17 protein-coding genes are annotated in these 21,764 nt (G+C 44.9%); 11 read left to right on the top strand and 6 right to left on the bottom strand.

Annotated elements, in window-relative coordinates:
• Nucleotides 1-110: 110 nt before the first annotated feature.
• From BK120_RS25520 to BK120_RS25530, 3 genes are all read left to right on the top strand, one after another.
• Nucleotides 111-1,874 carry a glycoside hydrolase family 35 protein gene (locus tag BK120_RS25520; RefSeq protein ID WP_076270326.1) on the top strand — a complete coding sequence of 588 codons (1,764 nt, stop codon included), beginning with the start codon at nucleotides 111-113 and terminating at the stop codon, nucleotides 1,872-1,874.
• Between the two features lie 210 nt (nucleotides 1,875-2,084).
• Nucleotides 2,085-7,295 (top strand): S-layer homology domain-containing protein, encoded by a 5,211-nt coding sequence (locus BK120_RS25525; RefSeq protein ID WP_076270327.1) that lies wholly within the window; start codon nucleotides 2,085-2,087, stop codon nucleotides 7,293-7,295.
• 233 nt (nucleotides 7,296-7,528) lie between these two features.
• Nucleotides 7,529-8,650, top strand: a complete 1,122-nt coding sequence (locus BK120_RS25530) for a glycosyltransferase WbsX family protein (protein WP_076270328.1) — start codon at nucleotides 7,529-7,531, stop codon at nucleotides 8,648-8,650.
• Nucleotides 8,651-8,712: 62 nt separating this feature from the next.
• On the opposite strand, the gene BK120_RS25535 is transcribed toward BK120_RS25530, so the two are convergent.
• Complete coding sequence (locus BK120_RS25535) at nucleotides 8,713-9,984, bottom strand: hypothetical protein (protein ID WP_076270329.1); 1,272 nt, start codon at nucleotides 9,982-9,984, stop codon at nucleotides 8,713-8,715.
• Between the two features lie 138 nt (nucleotides 9,985-10,122).
• Between BK120_RS25535 and BK120_RS25540 the strand changes: the two genes are divergently transcribed.
• On the top strand, nucleotides 10,123-10,476 hold the full coding sequence (locus tag BK120_RS25540) for a VOC family protein (protein ID WP_076270330.1): 354 nt from the start codon (nucleotides 10,123-10,125) through the stop codon (nucleotides 10,474-10,476).
• A 122-nt stretch (nucleotides 10,477-10,598) separates the two neighbouring features.
• Here the strand turns inward: BK120_RS25540 and BK120_RS25545 are convergent, their stop codons facing one another.
• Nucleotides 10,599-11,201 carry a TetR/AcrR family transcriptional regulator gene (locus BK120_RS25545; RefSeq protein WP_076270331.1) on the bottom strand — a complete coding sequence of 201 codons (603 nt, stop codon included), beginning with the start codon at nucleotides 11,199-11,201 and terminating at the stop codon, nucleotides 10,599-10,601.
• Nucleotides 11,202-11,540: 339 nt separating this feature from the next.
• On the opposite strand from BK120_RS25545, the gene BK120_RS25550 reads away from it, so the two are divergent.
• The 4 genes from BK120_RS25550 to BK120_RS25565 all read left to right on the top strand — a co-directional run bounded on the left by BK120_RS25550 (nucleotide 11,541) and on the right by BK120_RS25565 (nucleotide 15,406).
• Nucleotides 11,541-12,758: an MFS transporter gene (locus BK120_RS25550; RefSeq protein WP_076270423.1), complete on the top strand. Its 1,218-nt coding sequence runs from the start codon at nucleotides 11,541-11,543 to the stop codon at nucleotides 12,756-12,758.
• 31 nt (nucleotides 12,759-12,789) lie between these two features.
• Nucleotides 12,790-13,851 (top strand): LLM class flavin-dependent oxidoreductase, encoded by a 1,062-nt coding sequence (locus BK120_RS25555; RefSeq protein ID WP_076270332.1) that lies wholly within the window; start codon nucleotides 12,790-12,792, stop codon nucleotides 13,849-13,851.
• A gap of 246 nt (nucleotides 13,852-14,097) precedes the next feature.
• A complete protein-coding gene (gene cysC, locus BK120_RS25560) occupies nucleotides 14,098-14,661 on the top strand; it encodes an adenylyl-sulfate kinase (RefSeq protein ID WP_076270333.1) in 564 nt (187 codons plus the stop codon).
• 22 nt (nucleotides 14,662-14,683) lie between these two features.
• Entirely contained in the window at nucleotides 14,684-15,406 is a 723-nt protein-coding gene (locus BK120_RS25565) for a Stf0 family sulfotransferase (protein ID WP_076270334.1), read from the top strand.
• 128 nt (nucleotides 15,407-15,534) lie between these two features.
• Here BK120_RS25565 and BK120_RS25570 read toward each other — a convergent pair whose 3' ends face one another.
• Entirely contained in the window at nucleotides 15,535-16,308 is a 774-nt protein-coding gene (locus BK120_RS25570; protein WP_076270335.1) for a DeoR/GlpR family DNA-binding transcription regulator, read from the bottom strand.
• Nucleotides 16,309-16,520: 212 nt separating this feature from the next.
• On the opposite strand from BK120_RS25570, the gene BK120_RS25575 reads away from it, so the two are divergent.
• Nucleotides 16,521-16,958 carry a DUF3888 domain-containing protein gene (locus BK120_RS25575; RefSeq protein WP_076270336.1) on the top strand — a complete coding sequence of 146 codons (438 nt, stop codon included), beginning with the start codon at nucleotides 16,521-16,523 and terminating at the stop codon, nucleotides 16,956-16,958.
• Between the two features lie 108 nt (nucleotides 16,959-17,066).
• Nucleotides 17,067-17,420 (top strand): hypothetical protein, encoded by a 354-nt coding sequence (locus tag BK120_RS25580; protein ID WP_076270337.1) that lies wholly within the window; start codon nucleotides 17,067-17,069, stop codon nucleotides 17,418-17,420.
• Nucleotides 17,421-17,563: 143 nt separating this feature from the next.
• Here the strand turns inward: BK120_RS25580 and BK120_RS25585 are convergent, their stop codons facing one another.
• From BK120_RS25585 to BK120_RS25595, 3 genes are all read right to left on the bottom strand, one after another.
• Nucleotides 17,564-18,766, bottom strand: a complete 1,203-nt coding sequence (locus tag BK120_RS25585) for an MFS transporter (RefSeq protein WP_076270338.1) — start codon at nucleotides 18,764-18,766, stop codon at nucleotides 17,564-17,566.
• A gap of 21 nt (nucleotides 18,767-18,787) precedes the next feature.
• Nucleotides 18,788-19,240 (bottom strand): GNAT family N-acetyltransferase, encoded by a 453-nt coding sequence (locus BK120_RS25590; RefSeq protein WP_076270339.1) that lies wholly within the window; start codon nucleotides 19,238-19,240, stop codon nucleotides 18,788-18,790.
• A gap of 103 nt (nucleotides 19,241-19,343) precedes the next feature.
• On the bottom strand, nucleotides 19,344-19,898 hold the full coding sequence (locus BK120_RS25595) for a TetR/AcrR family transcriptional regulator (RefSeq protein WP_372239027.1): 555 nt from the start codon (nucleotides 19,896-19,898) through the stop codon (nucleotides 19,344-19,346).
• Nucleotides 19,899-20,190: 292 nt separating this feature from the next.
• Between BK120_RS25595 and BK120_RS25600 the strand changes: the two genes are divergently transcribed.
• A complete protein-coding gene (locus BK120_RS25600; protein ID WP_076270341.1) occupies nucleotides 20,191-21,747 on the top strand; it encodes an ABC-F family ATP-binding cassette domain-containing protein in 1,557 nt (518 codons plus the stop codon).
• The last annotated feature ends 17 nt before the right edge of the window (nucleotides 21,748-21,764 follow it).

Below are 21,764 nucleotides of genomic sequence, written 5' to 3' on the forward strand. Positions count from 1 at the left end.
GTCTCTTTTGGCACAAAAGGTTAAGTATATGAGGATTTTGTGCATTGTCCGAAAGATGACGCAGCCGCTACTATTAGAAGCATAACAAGTTGATTTGGGAGGTTTTTATGATGAGCCAACTTTCTATTCAAGGCAAAGAGCTTATGCTGGGCGAGCATCCTTTTCGGATTATATCCGGGGCGATTCATTATTTTAGAGTTGTACCTGAGTATTGGCGTGACCGTTTGCAAAAGCTGAAGGCTTGCGGATTTAATACGGTTGAAACCTACGTGCCTTGGAATTTTCATGAGCCGGACGAGGGGCGTTTTGTATTTGAAGGAATGGCCAATATTGAGCAGTTTATCACCATTGCTGGAGAGCTTGGCCTTTATGTTATTGTGCGCCCAAGTCCATATATTTGCGCAGAATGGGAGTTTGGCGGACTTCCTGCGTGGCTGCTTGCTGATCCGGGAATGCGGCTGCGGTGTTATCACAAGCCCTTTTTGGACAAAGTCGATGCATACTATGATGAGCTGATTCCACGGTTAACGCCACTTTTATCGACAAATGGCGGTCCGATTATCGCTATGCAAATCGAGAACGAGTACGGCAGCTACGGCAATGATAAAGCGTATTTGATCTATTTGCAGCAAGCGCTAATCCAGCGCGGGGTAAATGTACTGTTGTTTACATCGGATGGGCCGGAGGACTTTATGCTTCAGGGAGGCATGGTTCCGGGCGTATGGGCTACCGTTAACTTTGGGTCCCGCCCGACGGAAGCTTTTGAGAAGCTAAATGAGTATCAGCCGGATCAGCCGTTGATGTGCATGGAATACTGGAATGGTTGGTTCGATCACTGGGGGACAGCGCATCATACCAGAGACGCAGCGGATGTAGCGAATGTGCTGGACGAAATGTTTGCTGCCGGCGCATCGGTCAATTTTTATATGTTCCACGGCGGCACCAATTTTGGTTTTTACAATGGTGCGAACTTTCAGGACAAATTGGGTCCGACCATTACAAGCTATGATTATGATGTGCCGGTTAGTGAATGCGGCGATATTACGGAGAAATTCCATGCGGTGAGAGAAGTCATTGGTAAATATACAGATTTGGGTCCGCTGGAGCTGCCTGCCCCCATCGCCAAAAAAAGGTATGGAACGGTTAATATGACTGCTCAGGCTAAGCTGTTCGCTTCGCTCGACAAGCTGTCAACGTCAGTGCAAAGCACATGCCCAGAGGCGATGGAGCAGCTCGGACAAAACTACGGCTTTATTATGTATTCGACAAAGCTGACGGGACCAAGGCTGGAAAGCAGATTGAATTTACAAGAAGTGCATGACCGCGCGCTGATCTTTGTTGACGGGGTGTATAAAGGGGTTATCGATCGTTCGGACAAAGAGCATGATATTCAGTTTTCCGTTCCGACGGAGGGTGTAGTTGTAAGCATACTGGTTGAAAATATGGGGCGGATAAATTATGGACCGCATATGAAGGATTGCAAGGGGATTACGGAAGGCGTTCGATTTGGTCAACAGTTTCTGTACGATTGGGTGATCCATCCGCTCCCGCTAAATGATTTATCTAAGCTTTCATTCGGTCCTCTTGATGAAACGGGAGATGTTCAGCCAGCCTTTTACTCCGGTGAATTCATGATCGATGAACCTGCTGATACCTTCCTAAATATGAAGGGCTGGACCAAGGGCGTTGCCTTTATTAATGGCTTCAACTTAGGGCGCTATTGGGAAATCGGTCCACAAGGGACAATGTATATTCCCGGTCCGCTGCTGCGAAAAGGGAAAAATGAAATTATTTTATTCGAACTGCATGGCTGTAAAGACCCAAGCGTCTTGCTGCAGGATTACCCAGTTCTAAATATTTCAGTTGAAAAATAAGCTTTTGTTGCAAAATGATGATGCAAAGGTCTGCGTTGCTCCTTTAGGAGCCGCAGGCCTTTTATATTTCGTAATTAGCATATCAGAAAAATTTAAAAACACATGATATGTTAAATGGTTAATACATGTCCTAGTAAAAGTTCGAGGTGCTATATTGGTGAAAGTAAAAAAGCATAATTTTAATTACACTTTGAATGGAGGAAAATGAAGATGCAGAGCGCAATCAAACATCGATTTATTTTGATCGTGATGGCTTTTTTGCTGGCGATGATGAGCGTTCCACAGGTTATGACGGTTACGTCGGCCGCAGAATCCAATCGGGTTCTACTACAAGAGGATTTCGAGGGTACAGACAACCTGCCATGGACTTCGGTCAGCGGTACATGGAACAAGGTGAATGAGGAAAGTGTGGAATTATTTTTTGAAGATTTTGAAAATGAAAACGCTGTCAGATGGGCGAACAACGCCGGATCATGGTCTAGTGTTCAAAACGGATCATCGCATAGCTACAAGCAGAGCAATGACAACAATGCTTCCGATCTGATAACAGGAGATGCTTCTTGGTCGGATTATTTCTTAGAAGCGGATGTTAAGTTAATAAGCGGTACAGGGGCCATGCTGAAGTTTCGTTATATGGACGGCCAGCATTATTACTTCCTGTATATGAGTGATAACTATATTAAAATCATGAAGCAGGATGGTTCCAACCAGGTATGGTTGAAGCAATATAATGGCCCAAGCCTTTCTCCTTCGAATTTTGTCCGCATTAAGGTTGAAACAACAGGCAATCAAATTAAGGTTTACCGGGAAGGTGAAGAGGTGTTGTCTACTACAGATGAAGATGGGTCTGATCCCTATCTGACGGGTAAAATCGGACTTGCTACATGGGCAACTGTCGTGGAATTTGACAACATTAAGGTAACGAAACCTGCATCGAATCAGGTTTATAGCCAATTGGATGCGAATGGCGGGGAATCGTATGCTGGTGACAATGCTTGGTCGTCGTATTCTATGCAAGCGCTAGTGAGACCAACTGCGATTGAAGAAACAAGCACAGTCGGTATTTCTTTGCGTCGACAAGATAACGGAGATGGCTATGTCATGCGTTATAATGGCAACGGAAATATTCAAATTGTAAAAAAGGAGGGCGAGAATGAGGCGATTCTTGCGGAAGCTCCTTATCAAATAGAACCCGGAAAATCCTATACCCTTAAAGGGGTTGCAGGCGGAAACGACTTAGAGCTTTATATTAATGCTTCCAAGTTGCTGTCAGCAGTGGATAATACATTCTCCACGGGTCATATTTCATTGCTAGCAACCGCAGCGACGGCAAGCTTCGACAACGTGGTCGTAACCCGCATTGCCATGCCGGTTGTGTCTCCCGGAAATACGACTTATTACGTCAGCTCCAGCACAGGTGATGACGACAACGATGGTTTAAGTGAAGCTGCTGCGTGGAAAACGCTGAGCTTTGTCAATGCAGCAACGTTCCTGCCCGGAGATCGTATTCTTTTGAAATCGGGAGACAGCTGGAATGAGCAGTTAATCTTGAGGGGTTCGGGTACCGAGGAGGAGCCTATTCAGATTACTTCTTATGGAACCGGAAACAAGCCAGTTATTTCATGGAATGCGCCAACAGGCGGCGGTGTCGTAACGGGTTACAACTTGAGCCACTGGCTTATTCAAGGGTTAGCGGTCGAAGCTATACCTTCAGCAACGCTTTCTTGGGGCAACATTACGAACGGCATCATTGTACAATACGATAACTCGCGGCTTCATACGGGACTGACGATTGACGGCAATGAAGTGTACAGCTCGAGTCCAAACACCAATACGAACGGGATCGTTATTTCATCACATGTTCCTGGGACGGATTACAAAGAAGTAGCAAAGGACATTGTCATATCCAACAATGATGTGCATGATTTAGGCTGGTATGGCATAACGACATCAGGCTGGGATATCGCAAAGCAAGAAGAGCTGCGCTCTCAATTAACTTACGACAACCTGAATGTGCTCAGCAATAAGGTCTATAATATGGGCAGTCAAGGGATTGTCGTGCAAAATGCTCATAACTCAGCTATTCAATGGAACGTTGTTCATGACGGTGGCCAAGCGTCCTCCGACTATGGACCAGGCGGCTTGTGGTATATTTCCTCGCGGGACTCCGTTATTCGCTTCAACGAGGTGTATAACATGAAGGATTCCAGTTCCGGCTATGACGGAGCGGGCATCAATATCGACTGGTATTGCGACAACATCACGGCCGAATACAATTATGCTCATGATAATAAAGGAAATGGCTTCACCACCATGAGCAATTACGGCTCTAAAATACTGAGCAACAAAGTGAAAGGCAATAAGGGAGAGCAAGGAAATGGAAGAGGGCAAATTGCTCTAGGAAGCTTCACAGGCAGACCGGATCTATCGACGGGACTTCACGATATAGAAGTAGCGAAAAACACGATCATCGTAGATGTTGAAGGTACTTCCGGCATTAACAGCGCTTCAAATCCATATGGGACATGGACAGGAAATAGCATTCATGACAACAACATTGTGCTGAAAGCGGGAGTTCCGAACACCTCTGTGTTCAATATCGGCAACGATACGCTGCTGGATGTAATGAATAACAACCGCGTATTCAGTGAACAAGCTGACTTCCGTGCGAGTCTCTATGGTACAGCATATACCAGCTTGGCGTCTTGGCAGGCGGGTACGAATTACGATCAGCAATCTCAGGTGCATGCTCTGGATACTGCTTCACCAATGCTTGTTCAAAACGTCATGGCCACATTTACAAATGATGTTCAGCTAACTTGGCCAGCCGCAGCCGATCAAGGCGGCACCATTGCACACTACAATGTTTATCGCAGCACAACTGCCGAGTTTACTCCTTCTTATGCAAATATGATAGGCGAGTCCGAGCAGACATCCTTTACGGATCGGGAGCGGGTGCAGTCGAACACGATCTACTATTATAAAGTAGAGGCCGAAGACCAAAGCGGCAACACAGGTGCTGCATCAGCACCCGCTGCGGTCACAACGGGAACAGTCTTGTCGGCACCAGTAAATTATAAGAAGGTTGATTTTACTATTTTGCGTGATGGGAATCAGTTAAGCGTGGCCGACTTGCCGGTAGTTCCTTTTTTAGCCGGGTTTACGAATATTCAAAAGGTTGAGTTGTATGTGGATGACGTTAAGGTGCAAGAAATGACTACGCATCCTTACGCGACTACAGTGACAGGGCTAAGCAATGGGGAACATCGCTTAAAATATCGTGTTTACGAGCAGTCTGGAGCCGTAACGGAGTCCAGTGTGGCGCGAATCGTTAAGCAAGTTAACGCATTGCGAAGTGTACTAACAACGAATAGTCCGACTATTGACGGCAATCTTGCCGATTGGTCCTCACCGGATTTTCGAATGGATCAGCTGGCTCAGGTTAGAGGCATTGTGAGCGGGTTTGAAGAGGGATGGTCGGCTCAAAAACTATCAGGCGCAGGGTATACAAGATGGGATCATGATAACCTGTATTTTGCCATGGAGGTAACGGAGGATCAGCACAACCTGCCGATTACGGATGCGGCTGACTTGTGGAAGGGCTCCAGCATTCAGCTTGCGATTGATCCGCAAAGAAATAGTGCTCCCGGTGCTAAAGGCTACACCGAGCTTGCATTTGGTCTGACCAACGAGGGCCAAATGCTTGGTTATCGCTACAATGCCGTCGCTGGACGAGCTGCGGGTCCGTTTACGGCGGGTTCCTTCGTCATTACACGCGATGAAGCGACTAAGAAAACCAGTTATGAGATTGCTATACCGTGGACGGAGCTTTTGCCAGAGGGTGTCTCCATTCAGGCAGGCTCTGCACTAGGCTTGTCTGCTTTGGCTAACTATAGCGATGGCACTCGTCCGACCTCAGGGAACAGCGATGCCCGAAACGGATTGATTGAGTACAATAGCGGTATTGGCTCAGTCAAAGACCCTGTTCAATTCGGCTATTTGATATTAGGCGAGCAGCCATTCACGATGTCGAACCTAAGCCATACGATTTCCAATCAAAAGGTGAAGCTGAACTGGTCTGCTGCGGCAGGTGCAACAGGGTACAGCGTTCAATATGGTACACAAAGCGGTGTGTATACGAAACAATTAAACGCTGGAAATGTAACGGAATTTAACGTTGCTGGGCTTGCGGCGGGAACTTATTATTTTGTGGTAAAGGCGTACAATTCCTACGGTGAAAGCCACCTTTCGCAAGAGCTGTCTGTGGTAGTGCCTTCGGATAGTGGCAACGGAAATGGCAACGGAAACGGAAATCCGAACCCAAGCATAGAGCCGGAGTCTTCCATTGTACGGACAGTACAGATGAAGGATGGAGTTGCTTATGCGGAGCTAGGTGCTGATCATAAGAAAGCAGTCATTTTGCTGAGTAGTGTGAGTAGTGCACCGCTTCGCGTACAACGAGACAATGCTTCGGTTACAATTAGCAAGGAGATATGGGACGCACTGAAGGCGCAGGCTGGAAACGCTGCAGGCGCTTCGGTCGAGGTGCTGTTAAACCCGATTGCGCTTTCGGAGCAAGCTCCTCTTACAACTGGTAAGCAGAACGTTCAATTAAAAGCTGCAGGCTCGCAGTACGAAGTTGGCATCTATTTGCTAACTGCTGACAAACGAACTGCGGTAACAGAGCAAGGTTCAAAAGGTGTAACGCTTTCGCTTCCTTACAATTCCGGCGAAGTTGATCAGGAGCTTATCGGAATATATACCTACGATGAGGCTGCTAAGCAGTGGAAGTACGTTGGCGGAAAAGTAAGCCGAGCCAATAAACAAGTAAACTTTGCCATGGATAAGCTGGGGACGTATGCTGTACTCGAATACAAAAAGGCATTTACTGATGTCCCTTCAGGACATTGGGCAGCGCTTACGCTGCAAATTCTTGCAGCTAAGCACATCATTAATGGAACAACAGACTTGTTGTTCTATCCAGAACGCAAAACGACCCGTGCGGAGTTCGCTGCTTTGCTAGTCGCTGCGCTGCAGCTTAAGACGGACGGTGCAAAGTCAACATTTGATGACGTTGCTTCAGATGCTTGGTATGCAGACTCCATAGCAGCAGCCGTTAAGGCAGGAATCGTATCGGGACGAGGCTCAAACCGCTTTGCACCGAATGAAACCATTACCCGTGCAGAAATGGCTGTTATGGCTGTCCGTGCTCTAGGGCAATCCATCAAGGAGGGCTCGAATAGCTCATTCGCGGATAAGGATCAAATCCCAACGTGGGCATTGCCTTATGTTGCTGCAGCGTCCGAAGCTTCGCTTATGAAAGGATTAGGCAATAACCGCTTTGCCCCTGTGCGGGAGGCATCTCGCGCGGAGGCCGCTCAGCTTGTGCTCAATTTGTTCAACAATTTAGAGGGAAATTAGGAATCGCAGTAGTTGTAAAAGCAGAGCGCTGCCCTTGGGCGGTGCTCTTTTTTGTGCACCCAGCCTGATCTCTGTCTTAGAGTTCATGCCCTAAATGCTTGTCGCTCAATAGATCATAGAGTATTATTGGGAATAATTAAGCAATGAATAGTTTTGTGGAAAATCTACTAATTATCCCGAAGGTTTGACGTCAGTTGGATTGCATTTCGTACTATTATTCAGGAGGGCTTCGCATGAAGAACATGAATAACTATGATGTAGCTGCTTATGTCTGGCCGGCTTATACAGGGGACGAACCAAGAACTAGGATGTTCTGGCCGGAGGGGATGGGGGAGTGGCAATCTGTCAAGAACGCCGTCAAGAAGTTTCCTGAACATAATTGGCCGCGCAAGCCGCTGTGGGGCTACTGCAACGAAGCGGACCCTTATGTGATGGAGATGCAGATCAACGCGGCGGCGGACCACGGCGTCAATGTATTCATTTACGATTGGTACTGGTACGACAAGCGCCCTTTTTTGGAAAATTGCCTCAACGATGGCTATCTGAAGGCAAGAAACAACGATAAAGTGAAATTTTATTTGATGTGGGCGAACCATAGCGTGAATAATACATGGGATATCCGCTTGTCGCATGATATGGAAGGCGCCATGATCTGGGATGGCGCGGTCGACCGAAAAGAATTCGAGATCATCGCCGATCGCGTGATCAATCAATATTTTAAGCATCCGTCTTACTACACGATTGATGGCAAACCAATATTTAATATTTACGATCTTGCCAATCTGATGAGAGGTTTGGGCGGTGCGGAAGAAACGAAGGATGCATTCACTTGGTTCAGAGCCAAATGCGTCGAAGAAGGCTTGCCTGGCTTACACCTGCAGCTCACTTTGTGGGGAGAGCAGAACTTCAATCTCAGCGGCGTTGACGGCGGGGAAAAGGTAACGGCAAAAGAGATCGTGAAGCTGCTTGGCTTCGACAGCTTGACCCACTATCAGTACGTTCATTTCGTGAACGTAGACCGTGATTACAACGAAATCATGGTGGATGTCGTTCAAGAGTGGTCCCGCATTGACGCAGCATACGACATTCCGTATTATCCGCACATCTCGGTTGGCTGGGATAATAATCCGAGATTTAAGGAACGTGTTCCGCTTGTTGTTCAGAACAATACGCCAGACAACGTTCAGAGGGCGTTTGAACAAGCGAAGCAATATGCGGACACACATCCAGAGCAACCTCCGCTCATTACGGTGAACAGCTGGAATGAGTGGACGGAGACGAGTTATTTGTTGCCGGACGATTTGTACGGGTACGGGTATTTAGAGGCGATAAAGAAAACATTCGTCAAATCGTAAGCGCGGAGAGCTCTTTGAGGTAATCAGACCCACTCGGAGTGGGTCTCTTCTCCGATTTCAAATCATGTCTGCTGGAAGCTTGTCGCTGATAACTGGCAACTACGGCATAGGAAAGTGTAGTAAATACCTTCACTATTTCCGACTTGTTCCATATCCAGCTGGGCAATGAACACCATTGTTTGCGCGCAGCTAGGGCAAGACGGGTATTCAGCATCCTGAATCCAAGTCGGATGCCCTCCAATCTGTGTGGCAGGTACTTCAAGGGCCCAGTAAGAAGCTTCATAACTGCCGCTGGGCTGGTCTGCCATGTGTAGCAAATGGACAGGCTCTGTATCCTCATAAATCTCTCGAGAAAAATGCTTCGGCAGCTGATTATAGGAACTCCAGCTCAAATGACCCTGATAATCAATTTCCATAAACTGCACACCATAATAAGCAGCGCACCGCATACATGCAGCCAATCGCAAGCGTTCACCTTCAAGATTCAGAAATTGCAGAACCGGGTCGAGGAGATTGCAATCAAATAGTACTTCTATTGGGCCGTCGCACCATGGGCAGGTGTGATTACTGTCCTTAAGCGCAAGCACTGCTTTATTTTCAGTAAATTGATCTTCAGCCTTAAATGCATAGCGAACCGAATAGAATAATGTTATCTTATTTCCCTCATCATCCAGCTCCCAACCAGCTTCATGAGTATAGCTTTCAGGGGATACATAAAGTTCGCTAGCCCAGTGTGGAGTTGATTTCGCCCAGCTATCAAACTGACATACAATCTCTTCATCTCCTATCCAAGCAAGGGCTGACAGTAGATGGTTGCGATTCTCCTTATCGTGATGAATCCGTTCCATGATTTTGTTTCTAGTGGAAGGCAGAGCATCTTTGAAAAGAATCCCTGGATAAAAACATTCTTTTTGTATTAACGCATCCAAGCCAAGATGGATGGTTGCCTGAGCGAAGCAAACGAGCGATAACAAAATTTCTTCGGCCTGATCAAGTTCCCCCTCTTCAATAAGTTGTACAGCATACGCCTCCATTTGAGCGACTTCCTTTGGAGTGAGGTTATGATAGAGTTCCTGTTCGCTTTTTGGGTAGGAGAGAAGGACCTCGAGCGGATCATGTTTTTTAGGTGTATGCATGATTTTAAGAATTTCAACGGGTTCGGTAACATCTTTATAAGGATCGACAAATCTACGATTGCGGGCAATATAGTCTTCCTTTTCCAATCGAAGCTTTTTTTGTTGGCAGGGCATACATATTCCGCCTGTCTTGGCTGCGGTAGCTGGTAAAATAGTTGCTACGCAGCCTTCTGTTTGGCAGGGCAGACGTTCCGTCATTAGCTCACCTCTAGTAAAATGAAATTTTGCTTTCTATTTTTATTATCCTTGTCATTGAAAAGGTTGTCACTAGCATTTAATCGAATTATAAACGAGAAGAAGCATTAGTAATTATCGAATAATGATGGGAGGATTATGATGAGAGTCAAACGGATCGTCACGAATATTGAAACGCAGCATATTACCGCTGCAAAACGCTTTTACGAGGATGTACTCGGTCTTGAGTTATTAATGGATCATGGTTGGATTAGAACTTATGGTTCGAGCGAAGAGATGGACATACAAATTAGTTTTGCCACACAAGGGGGATCTGACACGCCTGTGCCTGATATGTCGATTGAAGTCGATGATCTCCAAGCTGCATTTGATGGCATGAAAAATGCTGGGTTTCCAATCGAATATGGCATCGCTGTGGAGCCCTGGGGTGTTCGGCGTTTCTATGTACGCGACCCATTCGGTAAGCTTATCAACATTCTTTCTCATGAGCATTGAGGCAAGGTAAAATTTATTGTTTACATCATGAGACAAACGGATGAAGCCCGCCGACCAACAGGTCAGTGGGCTTTATTTTTATGTGGTGCATAGATGGAAATAACGTTTATTCTTCTACTGAATTACTGACCGTGAGCGGGTGCTTCTTTAAGCTGCGCAAGTATGATTTCTATCGTATTATCAATAAATGATTGTTCGGGACGTGCTTTCAATATTACCGTTAGCCCAATTAACGATACGATTAGCGACTGCGATAAAGCTTTCGCGTTTACTGAAATTTCGAGCTCACCCGATTGTATGCCCCGTTCAATGGTCTCTAGAAATATGACGGACAGGTACATTTGATGTTCTCTTGTGAGAATTTCGAATTTTTCATCATGCGGCGCGAGCTCGACTATCGTATTGATGCTAAAGCATCCACGGTTGCGATTTTCTCCATATTCCTCAGCAACAACCCCTTCAAAATAATGGCGAAAGGCTTCCTTAACAGAGGAATAGCTCTGAAGCTTGGTTCGAACGAGAGCAGCACGCGACATCGTATATTTGCGCAGTGCAGCTTCGAATAATTCTTTTTTGTCACCAAAAGCTGAGTATAGGCTAGGTCGTTGAATACCCATTCTGGAAGTTAAATCGCTTAGTGAGGTAGCCTCATAGCCCTTCTCCCAAAACAGCTGCATAGCTGCATCCAATGCTTTTTCTTCGTCAAATTCGCGGGTTCTTCCCATAGTCAAACCTCTCGGTACTCTTTATTTTCTAGTGAATGAATCAAATGCAAAAGACAATCGCGTCTATTTACGTACCAAGTGGTATAGTATTATTTTATAATTTGCGATTTATAATGTCAAATGAAAGATCTGTTAATCACAATATAAACTTGGTTTTTGACCTAAAACCATGTGAAAACATTTTTACGTTGACAGAGATCGTTTTTATGCGCTATATTTACCGAGCAATATAACGTACCGTTCGGTACAGAATATTATTGTTTTTAAAATGAATAAAGAAAAGGTGTGTTTGAAATGGAGGAGCTTAGAGAAAAAGCAGCAGTTTATAAGAATGTAAGGATGAATTCATCGCAGGGAACAAATAACGATCGCGATTCGGTTCGGGGTTCCTCGATGTCTCGCTTTGTCACACTGTTGTTTGCGGTTGCCTGCGGGATGTCTGTTGCGAATATCTATTTCGCACAGCCGCTGCTCGATAATCTGTCGATAGCGTTTGGCATTGACTATTCAACCATTGGCATTCTGATTACGATCACCCAAATTTTTTATGGATTGGGATTGTTATTGTTGGTACCGCTTGGAGATTTACTGAACCAGCGCCGACTCATTATCGGTCAGATGTTATTTTCCGTAATCGCTCTAGTTATCGTTGGGTTTGCCTCTTCCAGCTTGATGCTTTTCGCAGGCATGGCCTTGGTGGGACTGCTTGCTGTTGTAGCCCAGACGCTAGTAGCATTTGCAACGACCATGGCTGCCCCTGCCGAAAGAGGACGTGTCGTTGGCGTGGTAACAAGTGGAATTGTCATTGGCATCCTTCTTGCACGAACGATTGCAGGAGTATTAACAGATATAGCGGGTTGGCGTTCCGTATATTTATTTTCTGCAGCATTGATGCTTCTTATGGTTTTTGCATTATTTAAAGTTTTGCCAAATGTGAAGCGGGAAAGAAAATCACTGTCCTATCCCGAGCTGCTTAAGTCGGTGTTTATGTTATTCGTACAAGAGAGGGTTCTGCGTATCCGAGCAGTTCTGGCTATGCTGATTTTTACGGCTTTCAGTATATTGTGGACTTCATTAGTGCTGCCCCTGAGCGCACCGCCATGGTCTCTTTCTCACACTGCCATTGGGGCGTTTGGCCTCGTGGGAGCTGTTGGAGCGTTAGCTGCTGCAAGGGCGGGAAAGCTTGCCGATCAAGGTTATGGACAGAAAACGACGGGTATAGCTCTGATTCTATTGCTCCTATCATGGTTGTTAATCAGCTATACAGATCAGTCGCTATTCGCCTTGGTTATTGGCATTGTTCTTCTTGATTTGGCTGTGCAGGCGGTACATGTCACGAATCAAAGCATGATTTTTGCATTGCAAGCGGAGGCTCGCAGCCGGCTTGCAGCGGGATACATGGTTTTTTACTCCATTGGAAGTGCCGTTGGTTCGATCTCATCGACGCTTACCTATGCCCATTACGGCTGGGACGGAGTATGTTTGCTCGGAGCATCGGTTAGTACACTCGCTCTTCTGTTTTGGGCAATGACGAGGCGTACTGCCCCTGCCGCATGAAAATAAATAATATAAACAGGAGAGATTGACCATGGAAATAGGAATAACTTCGTTTGTAGAAACAAAGCCGGATATTCATACTGGTGCAGTAATAAGTCATGCGCAGCGATTGCGTGAGGTTGTCGAGGAAATTGTCCTTGCCGATCAAGTGGGACTTGATGTATTTGGCGTAGGTGAGCATCATCGGAAGGATTATGCAGCATCTTCACCTGCAGTTGTGCTAGCTGCGGCTGCCTCACAGACGAAACGGATTCAGCTAACGAGTGCAGTAACGGTGCTTTCTTCATCTGACCCGGTACGTGTTTTTCAGGATTTTGCAACGCTCGATGGTATTTCAAATGGACGTGCGGAGATTATGGCTGGTCGGGGTTCCTTTATCGAATCTTTTCCACTGTTTGGCTATGATTTGAATGACTATGACGAGCTGTTCGAGGAACATCTGGAATTGCTCTTAAAAATACGAGGGTCCGAAAAAGTAACCTGGAAGGGCGGGCATCGGCCTGCCATTCATGATTTAGGCGTATATCCTCGGCCTGTTCAAAATTCGTTGCCGATATGGGTAGGCAGCGGAGGCAATCGGGACTCTGCAATCCGTGCTGGACTGCTCGGGCTGCCATTGATGCTTGCGATCATTGGTGGAAGCCCGATGCAATTTGAACCACTTGTACAGCTTTATAAGAAAGCGGCTGCGCATGCCGGCCATGATGAATCGCGACTTAAAGTGGGGTCTCATTCCATAGGTTTTGTTGCAGAAAATACGGATCTAGCAGCAGATACATTTTTTCCTTCCACGCAAGCAGGCATGAATAAACTTGGGAAAGAGCGAGGCTGGGCTCATTATGACCGTTCCAGCTTTGATGCTGCGCGCAGCTTTGAAGGAGCACTTTATGTGGGTGATCCGGAAACCGTTGCCCAAAAAATAATTCATCTTCGGAAACATGTAGGCGTTACGCGTTTTATGATGTACGTGCCTTTAAGTACTATGCCGCATGATCAAGTGATGAGAGCCATTGAGCTGTTAGGAACAGAGGTTGCGCCGCGGGTCCGAGAGGAAATTGCCAAGTGGGAAGCGGAGACGGAAAAAGAATCATAATTCAGCTGCAGTTATTAAACAAAAAGGAATCAACAAATTGGAAGGAAATGTAGAGTTATAACAGCGCGTGCCGATCTCAATCGGTGCGCGCTGTTTCAGTTAAGCTTAAAAATGGTGCAAGAGTTGCTCCCCCACAAACAGCTATAATGAATCATTACCTTGCCTGCATCCATCCCAATTTTTTATACTAAAAACAAACAGATGTCATGGTGGGCTTCGGCCTCACATCGAAAGGAGGCTTCGGCTATGCAAAGGACGAGTTGGGAAAAGTGGAATGGTCATAATAGTTCTATTTTCTGGTTAACGGGGTTGTCCGGTTCAGGAAAAACGACGCTTGCTTGCGGAGCGGAGAGTGAGCTGCTGAGGCGTGGGATCAGATGCGTCATCATTGACGGCGATCGATTACGGCAAGGCTTGAATCGGGATCTTGGGTTTACGGAAGAGGCACGACTGGAAAATATGCGCCGTGCAATGGAGATTGCAGATATGTTTCTAGAGAAAGGTTTTGTTGTCCTTGTACCGATGATTTCCCCTTATGAATCGTACCGAAAGCAGATCAAGCAGCGGTTTGGGCCGGATGATTTTGCTGAAGTGTATGTGAAATGCTCACTGGAGGCATGCGAACAACGTGATCCCAAGGGCTTGTATCGCAAAGCGAGAGCAGGAGAAATAAAGGATTTTACGGGCATTGATTCCCCTTACGAGACGCCGATACAACCTAATATGATCATAGACACGGAGAAATTTGGCGAAGCGGATGCTATAAATGCGCTTGTTGCGTACATCGAATCCCGATTAAACAATATTTAAACAAGAGAGGGGGGATATATAAATGAGACCGGAAAAAAGCTATACGATATGGTTTTCACAGCGTACAGGGAGTACCCTGCTGAACGAAGCTCTTTCATCAACTGGAGTGGCCGGAGATCCTGGGGAATGGCTGCTCTCTAAGGACCCCAAGACGATGACGCTGGAGCAAATGGAGCAGATGTGGCGGGAAGGTACTTCGTCAAATGGTGTTTTTGGCTTGAAAACAAGTATGAATAGCGAATGGATTACTGCATTTCGGAACATCTTTCAATTGCCAGAAACGGCGACAAAAGCAAGCGTATGGCGTGCAGCTTTTCCGAATTGCGATAAACATATTTATATGACGAGAAGAAATAAAGTCCGTTTAGCCGTATCTTGGTGGCGGGCAATCGTATCCGGAGAGTGGCATCGGCAGCATGGCCAAAAACCGCAAGAGCATGATATTGCCGATAATTATAATTTTGATGCAATCAACCATTTGTTCATCGAAAGCTCGCTTCGGGAAGCGGCGATGGAGGACTTTTTTACAGAAGAAGGGATCGTTCCACTTACGATCGTTTACGAAGATTTTATTCTCGATTATGAAGGAACAGTGCTGAGGGTGCTGGATTTTCTGAACATTCAGTCGGAGTCGGTGGAGGTTGCTCCGCCAGCTTTCGATAAGTTAGCAGATGATGTGGCAGAGCAATGGGTGCAGCGTTACCGTCAAGAGCGACAAGCGGGAAGCGAAACAAAAGTGTGGTAATCGCGATTAATTAATGTCTTAGCTCCTAGTATAGGCGCAAGCATTCTCGGTTTTTCCCTAACGCTCGGATACAAGCAACCGCGATATAGCAAGACGGAGCTGCAGCCGCAGCTCCGATTTAAAAATGATTAAGATACCTCTGGAATCTGAGCAATTAACACTTTGACACCTTTGTTCTCAATATCCTCAATAGCAGTTATGCTGGCTTCACTATCGGTAATTAATAGATCCATATCGGTAATGGGGCCTTCTTTGGCAAAAAAATCGACGCCTAGCTTCTCATGAGGAGCTAGACAAATTCGTTTTCTAGAAATTTCGACCGCCGTTCGTCCTAATGAAGCTACTTCTGGAGAAGAGGTGCTTACCCCGTTTTTGGAAATTCCGCCCCCAGCAACGAAGCACAGATCTAAAGTGAATTGTCTAAGAAACTGATTAGCGAGTGTATCGGAAATGTTTCCGGAACTCTTCACTTTGCCGCCTATCAAATAAACATCAATTTCTTCACGATCCTTCAACACATCAGCCACTCTGATTGCATTCGTAACCACCGTAAAAGGTACCTCAGGAAGAAACTTTAACATGCCGTAATGGATGCCTGCACTGCCTATAAATACAGTATCCTTTTCTTGTATAAAAGAAGCTGCTAATTTCGATATGGCATCTTGATGCGGTGAAGCCTCTTTATAACGAAGGTCTGGCGGGAGCGGGGCGCTGCGCACTTTAGAAGCTGGTATTGCGCCGCCATGCGTACGTTTGAGCAGCCCTTTCTCCTCCATAATCGATAGATCTCTTCGGATGGAATCAATCGACAATTCAAACATATCCGCTAGTTCCTTGGCGAGTACTCTGCCGTTTTTTTGTAGCAGCTCAATAATCTTGTCACGACGCTCATCGGTAAACAAATCGAATCGCCTCCTCTGGATTTTATAACCAGTTACAATTTCATATTATTCGGTTTTATTCAGTTTTGTCAATCTGTTTTATTCATGTTAATTCTGTTTTATTCGCGTTTTGGTTGAGGGGCCGCTTTTAAGAGTCCAATACAACTCATTCACATAAAATAAGTCTCATTAGGCATACTTTACACAACGTACACCTAAGGAGACTCTGCTCTATGAAAAAAATTATTGTTCTAGTCATTGCCATGGTGATATTAACGCAGCAACCGAGTACCGCTAAGATGGACGAGCGGCCACAAGAGTCGAGAGAGCTTATGTTCCAGGACATGCTAATGCTGTTTTTGCTGCCGCATATCAATATGAAAATTGCTGAGATTTATTCGGATATATTAACGGAATCACCACTGGTGTATCCGTATTTTGTCGAGGTCGAACAGGTACAGCGCGTCAATGGTTTTAGAGGATTTCATTTTTCAATCACACTTGATGTCATTCCTGTAGTTGGTCCGCACATTTCAGTCGGAGAGGACCGATTGACGTTTGATATATCGCCGATGAATCCTGATCAAGTAAAGCTAGTAGGCTGGAAGCATATAAAAGGCCCGCAGAAAGGTGATTTACCGCCAAACTGGGAACATATTTTAAAAAGATAAGGTACAAATTTGAGCTTTATAGATGACTAACTATACCGATAGAGGTGTACTTGCATAGTTTGAAGTAGACCTATTTCAACATTACTAAGAAAAGGAATGTGATTCGAAGTGGAAAGAAGAAAAAGAGCTCGTATAAGCGCAATTCTTCCTACTGTAGATGAACCATTTAATGACTTTAGTCAACCGGTTGATTCTACTTTTGAGCCTGGTTTTGAAAGAGCAGGGTCTATGTTTAGTCGAATCGGCGGTATTGATGGAATCATGTCCATGATGGGAAGAATGCAGCAGTTGTTTGGCTTCGTTCAACAGATCCCTCCTACTTTCAAAGTAGTTGGTTCGTTTTTTGGACCAAAGGCAACCGTCAGCAATCTATCCAGGAAACCAGCAAGAATAAAAAATAAAAAATACGACGCAAAATCACGGACAGCCGCAACTTCGCGTCGCACGACAAAAAACAGATAGTGTAACGTAGAGCAATCCTTTTATTAAAAGCAATAAAAAAAAGTTAATCATAGCGATTTAATCTAATCTCCCATCTAACTTGCGAGTTCGCTTTTTCGCGAGAATAGTTGGGTGTTTTCTTTGATTTAATCCCTAAATCACGGCTAGTGCTTCATTTTGCTCAAATGCTTTGGCTTTAATCTAGCGATGATAGGCAGCGTTAGCAGCAGTACGAAGCTCGAAGTCCCATACACAAAAATTAAAGAGGTCGCTTCTTTCAGAAACCCTGAGCAAAACGTACCGAATAACATAAATCCGATAAAGACAGGAACCATCACACCGTTAACCCGGCCAACGTATTCATCCTGTACGGATTTGATAAATAGCATATTAAGCAGTACTTGCAGCACGGTATAAAATAAACCGACCAGCAGATGGAATGATGCGGTCAACCAAACGTAAGTGGAAAGCGCCTGAACGAGCACTCCCGTCGCCGTTACAATAATAACAACGGTAAATATTTTCCGAGTTTCAAAACGATTGCCAATAGATGCAGCTATTAATCCCCCAGCTAGCATGCCGACTCCGTATAACATACTGAACCATTGCAAATTCTCTTTCGGCAATTGCAGTCTTTCCGTCAATATAAATACATCGAGCGGTTGAATAAGTCCCCAAGACAGGCCATCAATAGCAAACCATACAGCTATAACAACCAATATTCTATTTTGACGAAGGTAGATCATGCCCTCTTTAATTTCTTTCAAAACAGAGCTGTTTTCTTTTTTCTCTTCACGGGTCTGTTTAGGAAGAAACGAAAGAAGGGAGGCAGAAAGGGCGAATAGAATCAATAAGCTGTATAAGGATACCTTAAGTCCAAAATTAACGTAAATAGCGGTACCGATGACAGGCCCAACAATCATGAAAATCGAGTTCATGCTTTGCGTTAAACCAACAGCTGCTCCAACATGCTGCGGTTCGACATAACGTTTAATGAGCTTAATGGATGATGGCTGAGAGAACTGCGTAATAATAGTTGATACGAAAGTGGCTATATAAATAGCTGGCCAGAAGCCTAGATCCAAAACGCCAATGATGAGCAAAATAGATACGATACTTAATAAGTCAGCTATAATCATCGTTTTTTTGGGATTCCACCGATCAACGAGCGCCCCGCCTACAAGGGCAACAGCGAAGATAGGGAAATATTCTATAACCGTCAGCATCGACACAGCGACCGGGTCATTATTTGATTTTTCCAATACAAAAAAGAGCAAAGCAATGTTCCGTATCCATGTACCTATATTTTGCAATAAATCAGAAGCGGTAACTAATAAATAAACGCGATTACTAAATAATGTTTTCATATGGTTTCACCTATTATGTTTCTATAAATTTAATTCCATGACCATTCCGACAACCGGCCCGTCTGCATCAATCTCACCGTTTAAGCGGAATCCAAAATGTTCATATAGCCGTTGTGCACGCGAATTATGTTGATGGAGGCTCAAATAAATGGTTCTGCTTTCATATAAGTGCTGTAAATATTCGAGTAGTATAGGAATAAACCGCTTGGCATATCCGTTTCCTTGGAATCGGTAATCAATCATAAAGCGGTCAAGCCACACACTCTTGTTCACGTTGTTTTGCCAGCCGTACATCGCATAGCCGACTAAAGTTTCGCCATCATATAATGCAAGCGAAGTTGCGTTTTTCTCAAATAAACATTCGGCTAAAGAAAAGGCGTTGCTTTCGATAAATGGTTGCTGCTCCTTGGACACCGATAATGCGGCTACAGCGCGCCAGTTTTCTGTTGTTACTTCATAAAAATGAAGACTCATTCTGTTCACTCTCTTTCTGTTGCAGTAAATTTTAATACTCATGAAACTATTTTTGTTTTTATAGTTTTCTGCTTGTTTAAAAAAAGAATAAAAGCGTTGGCTTTTATTCTCCCTTTGCAGCTCTAGGCACTAGTCCAAATAGAATAATATCAACAATGGTGGATAAAGCTTCGGAAAGCGTAATCTCATTTTTTTGATAAAAGCGTTGATCGAGTGTTGAGTTTGCTGCGTCGATCATTAGCTTCATGATGACAGATATATTTTTGTTAACTATTATACCTTCGTGAATGCCTTGTTCAATGACGCTGCGCAATGCATCCCAGTCATCGGTCAGCGCGTCATCAATTTTTTTCCATTGCTCTGGATAGTAACGCTTCATTTGCTCCAAAATCCGTATATCATATAATTCATAATGTTTTGTCAGAAGGGTTACAATACCTCTGATTTTCTCAATAATCGATAAGTTTGCGTCTTGCGTGATCAGAGCTGTTTTCTCATCAAATTCACCTAAAGTTTGCGCAATGAGTGCTTCCAAAATACTTACTTTAGAAGGGAAATGCTCGTACAATGTCCGTTTGCTAATCCCTAGCCGAGAGGCCAAATCGTCCATTGTAAATTTGATTCCTTTATCATGAATCTCTTCGATAAATGCTTTCATAATTCGATCTATCAAGAACAGACCCCCTGAGAGAGAACTTTTAGACTAGAGAAAACTAAAAAAACTAAAATAGTTTTATGGATCGATTTTACCTGTTTGTTTTTCCATTGTCAATGGCAGGCTAATACTCACGAAGATACTGCCTTATCTGGAATATGGTAAAATAATAGCGGATGATAAGGAAAGTATTGAATCTGGTCGAAAATCATTTAGAAATGAATCCTACATTGAGTTGTAGGGCCTATAACGTTTATAATAATACGATAATATTCCAAAAGAAAAGGTGTCATTCATGAGCATATTAAACGTAGAACGACTAAGCCACGGCTTTGGAGATCGCGCGATCTTCAACGACGTATCCTTCCGCCTGCTTAAAGGCGAGCATATTGGACTCATCGGCGCTAACGGCGAGGGCAAGTCCACTTTTATGAACATTATTACAGGCAAGCTGCAGCCTGACGACGGCAAGGTTGAATGGTCGAAGCGCATGCGCGTAGGTTATCTCGATCAGCATGCGGTTCTCAGCAAAGGAATGACGATGCGGGATGTGCTGAAGGGAGCTTTTCAGTACCTGCTCGATATGGAACAAGAAATGAACGATATGTACGGCAGAATGGGCGATGTGACGCCAGAGGAACTCGAGCAAATGCTTGAGGATGTTGGAACGATTCAGGATACGCTGACGAATCAGGATTTCTATATGATCGACGCGAAAATTGACGAAACGGCTCGTGGTCTTGGCCTTACGGATATTGGTCTTGATAAGGACGTTAATGATTTGAGCGGAGGGCAGCGGACGAAGGTGCTTTTAGCGAAGCTGCTGCTGGAGAAGCCGGACATTTTGCTTCTCGATGAGCCGACGAACTATCTCGATGAGCAGCATATCGAATGGCTGAAGCGTTACTTGCAAGAGTACGAGAATGCATTCATTCTCATTTCACATGATATTCCGTTCCTTAACAGTGTAATTAACCTCATTTATCATATGGAGAATCAAGAGTTGAACCGCTATGTGGGCGACTATGAATACTTCCAACAGGTTCATGAAATGAAAAAGCAGCAGCTTGAATCGGCTTATAAGCGTCAGCAGCAGGAAATAGCTGATCTGAAGGACTTCGTAGCACGCAACAAAGCGAGCGTAGCGACGCGGAACATGGCGATGTCGAGACAGAAGAAGCTCGATAAGATGGAAGTCATTGAAATTGCGAAGGAAAAGCCGAAGCCGCAGTTCAACTTCAAGGACGGAAGAACCTCCGGCAAGCTCATATTCGAGACGAAGGAGCTTGTTATCGGATATGACAGTCCATTGTCGAGACCGCTTGATCTTCGTATGGAACGCGGTCAGAAGATTGCTCTCGTAGGGGCGAACGGTATTGGTAAAACGACGCTGCTTCGCAGTATTTTAGGCGAAATTCCAGCTATATCGGGTACGGTACAGCGCGGTGAGCATCAGCAAATCGGATATTTCCAACAGGAAATTAAGGATGCAAACTACAATACGTGTATTGAGGAAGTGTGGAAGGAATTCCCTTCACTCTCCCAATTTGAAGTACGTGCGGCACTCGCGAAATGCGGGCTGACGACCAAGCATATTGAAAGCAAAATTGCTGTGCTTAGCGGCGGCGAGAAGGCGAAGGTTCGCCTTTGCAAGCTGATCAATAGCGAAACGAACCTGTTAGTCCTGGATGAGCCAACCAATCACTTGGATGTCGATGCAAAGGATGAGCTGAAACGTGCGCTTAAGGCGTATAAAGGCAGCATTTTGCTTATCTCTCACGAACCAGAATTTTACCGCGATGTTGTAACCGATACATGGAACTGTGAATCATGGACGACGAAGGTATTTTAATTCGTCTAATATAGCCA

The sequence above is a fragment of the Paenibacillus sp. FSL A5-0031 genome (genome assembly GCF_001956295.1).
Lineage (GTDB): Bacteria > Bacillota > Bacilli > Paenibacillales > Paenibacillaceae > Pristimantibacillus.

What these genes read in the sequence shown, in the direction of transcription:
- BK120_RS25590 (WP_076270339.1), bottom strand. Translation starts at nt 19,240, where the DNA reads ATGAGTCTTCATTTTTATGAAGTAACAACAGAAAACTGGCGCGCTGTA.
- BK120_RS25535 (WP_076270329.1), bottom strand. Translation starts at nt 9,984, where the DNA reads ATGACGGAACGTCTGCCCTGCCAAACAGAAGGCTGCGTAGCAACTATT.
- BK120_RS25520 (WP_076270326.1), top strand. Translation starts at nt 111, where the DNA reads ATGAGCCAACTTTCTATTCAAGGCAAAGAGCTTATGCTGGGCGAGCAT.
- BK120_RS25555 (WP_076270332.1), top strand. Translation starts at nt 12,790, where the DNA reads ATGGAAATAGGAATAACTTCGTTTGTAGAAACAAAGCCGGATATTCAT.
- BK120_RS25595 (WP_372239027.1), bottom strand. Translation starts at nt 19,898, where the DNA reads ATGAAAGCATTTATCGAAGAGATTCATGATAAAGGAATCAAATTTACA.
- BK120_RS25575 (WP_076270336.1), top strand. Translation starts at nt 16,521, where the DNA reads ATGAAAAAAATTATTGTTCTAGTCATTGCCATGGTGATATTAACGCAG.
- BK120_RS25530 (WP_076270328.1), top strand. Translation starts at nt 7,529, where the DNA reads ATGAAGAACATGAATAACTATGATGTAGCTGCTTATGTCTGGCCGGCT.
- BK120_RS25550 (WP_076270423.1), top strand. Translation starts at nt 11,541, where the DNA reads ATGAATTCATCGCAGGGAACAAATAACGATCGCGATTCGGTTCGGGGT.
- BK120_RS25525 (WP_076270327.1), top strand. Translation starts at nt 2,085, where the DNA reads ATGCAGAGCGCAATCAAACATCGATTTATTTTGATCGTGATGGCTTTT.
- BK120_RS25600 (WP_076270341.1), top strand. Translation starts at nt 20,191, where the DNA reads ATGAGCATATTAAACGTAGAACGACTAAGCCACGGCTTTGGAGATCGC.
- BK120_RS25585 (WP_076270338.1), bottom strand. Translation starts at nt 18,766, where the DNA reads ATGAAAACATTATTTAGTAATCGCGTTTATTTATTAGTTACCGCTTCT.
- cysC (WP_076270333.1), top strand. Translation starts at nt 14,098, where the DNA reads ATGCAAAGGACGAGTTGGGAAAAGTGGAATGGTCATAATAGTTCTATT.
- BK120_RS25540 (WP_076270330.1), top strand. Translation starts at nt 10,123, where the DNA reads ATGAGAGTCAAACGGATCGTCACGAATATTGAAACGCAGCATATTACC.
- BK120_RS25545 (WP_076270331.1), bottom strand. Translation starts at nt 11,201, where the DNA reads ATGGGAAGAACCCGCGAATTTGACGAAGAAAAAGCATTGGATGCAGCT.
- BK120_RS25565 (WP_076270334.1), top strand. Translation starts at nt 14,684, where the DNA reads ATGAGACCGGAAAAAAGCTATACGATATGGTTTTCACAGCGTACAGGG.